The 454-nt window shown below is 62.8% G+C and carries 1 protein-coding gene; it reads right to left on the reverse strand.

Annotated elements, in window-relative coordinates; all coding sequences use genetic code 11:
• Window positions 1–41: 41 nt before the first annotated feature.
• Window positions 42–392: an SLOG family protein gene (locus RM812_RS42345; RefSeq protein ID WP_311586361.1), complete on the reverse strand. Its 351-nt coding sequence runs from the start codon at window positions 390–392 to the stop codon at window positions 42–44.
• Window positions 393–454: the final 62 nt, after the last annotated feature.

A 454-nucleotide genomic window follows, 5' to 3' on the forward strand; every position in this document is an offset into this window, starting at 1 on the left:
TAACCCGCCTTTCGGCGGGTCAGGGTTATCGGGGCGGCGGGTTAGAGCTCATCTTCCCAGTAGTTCTTGTCTATCACCTGCACCGGCAGGCCCGCTTTCTCACCCCGGCGCACCATATCGGCCGTTCCATTACCGCCAGGGAAAGCAAGCACAGCGTCTGGGTGCAGCATCGCCTGATTGCGCAGGCCGCCCGCCCGCTTACCGTGGGCGTCCCACAAGGCGTCCATGCGGACGACGGGGATCCCGTGAGCCTTCGCCCACGTATCCGCCATGGTGTCGACCCCTTTGGCCCCGCCGTGAATGATGAGCTTGATACCATGCTTCTGCTCCATGGTCTCCCGGAACAGCTTGCGGTCGTTGAAGTCGCGTCCGCCGCAGATGAGAAGTCTCACAGCTCGTCCTCCTCTTCCGCCTTGATCTCGAAACTCTCTACCCACGTTGCGCGGTCAGCGGC

Origin of the sequence: Streptomyces lancefieldiae, from assembly GCF_031845825.1 — a bacterium.
GTDB lineage: Bacteria > Actinomycetota > Actinomycetes > Streptomycetales > Streptomycetaceae > Streptomyces > Streptomyces lancefieldiae.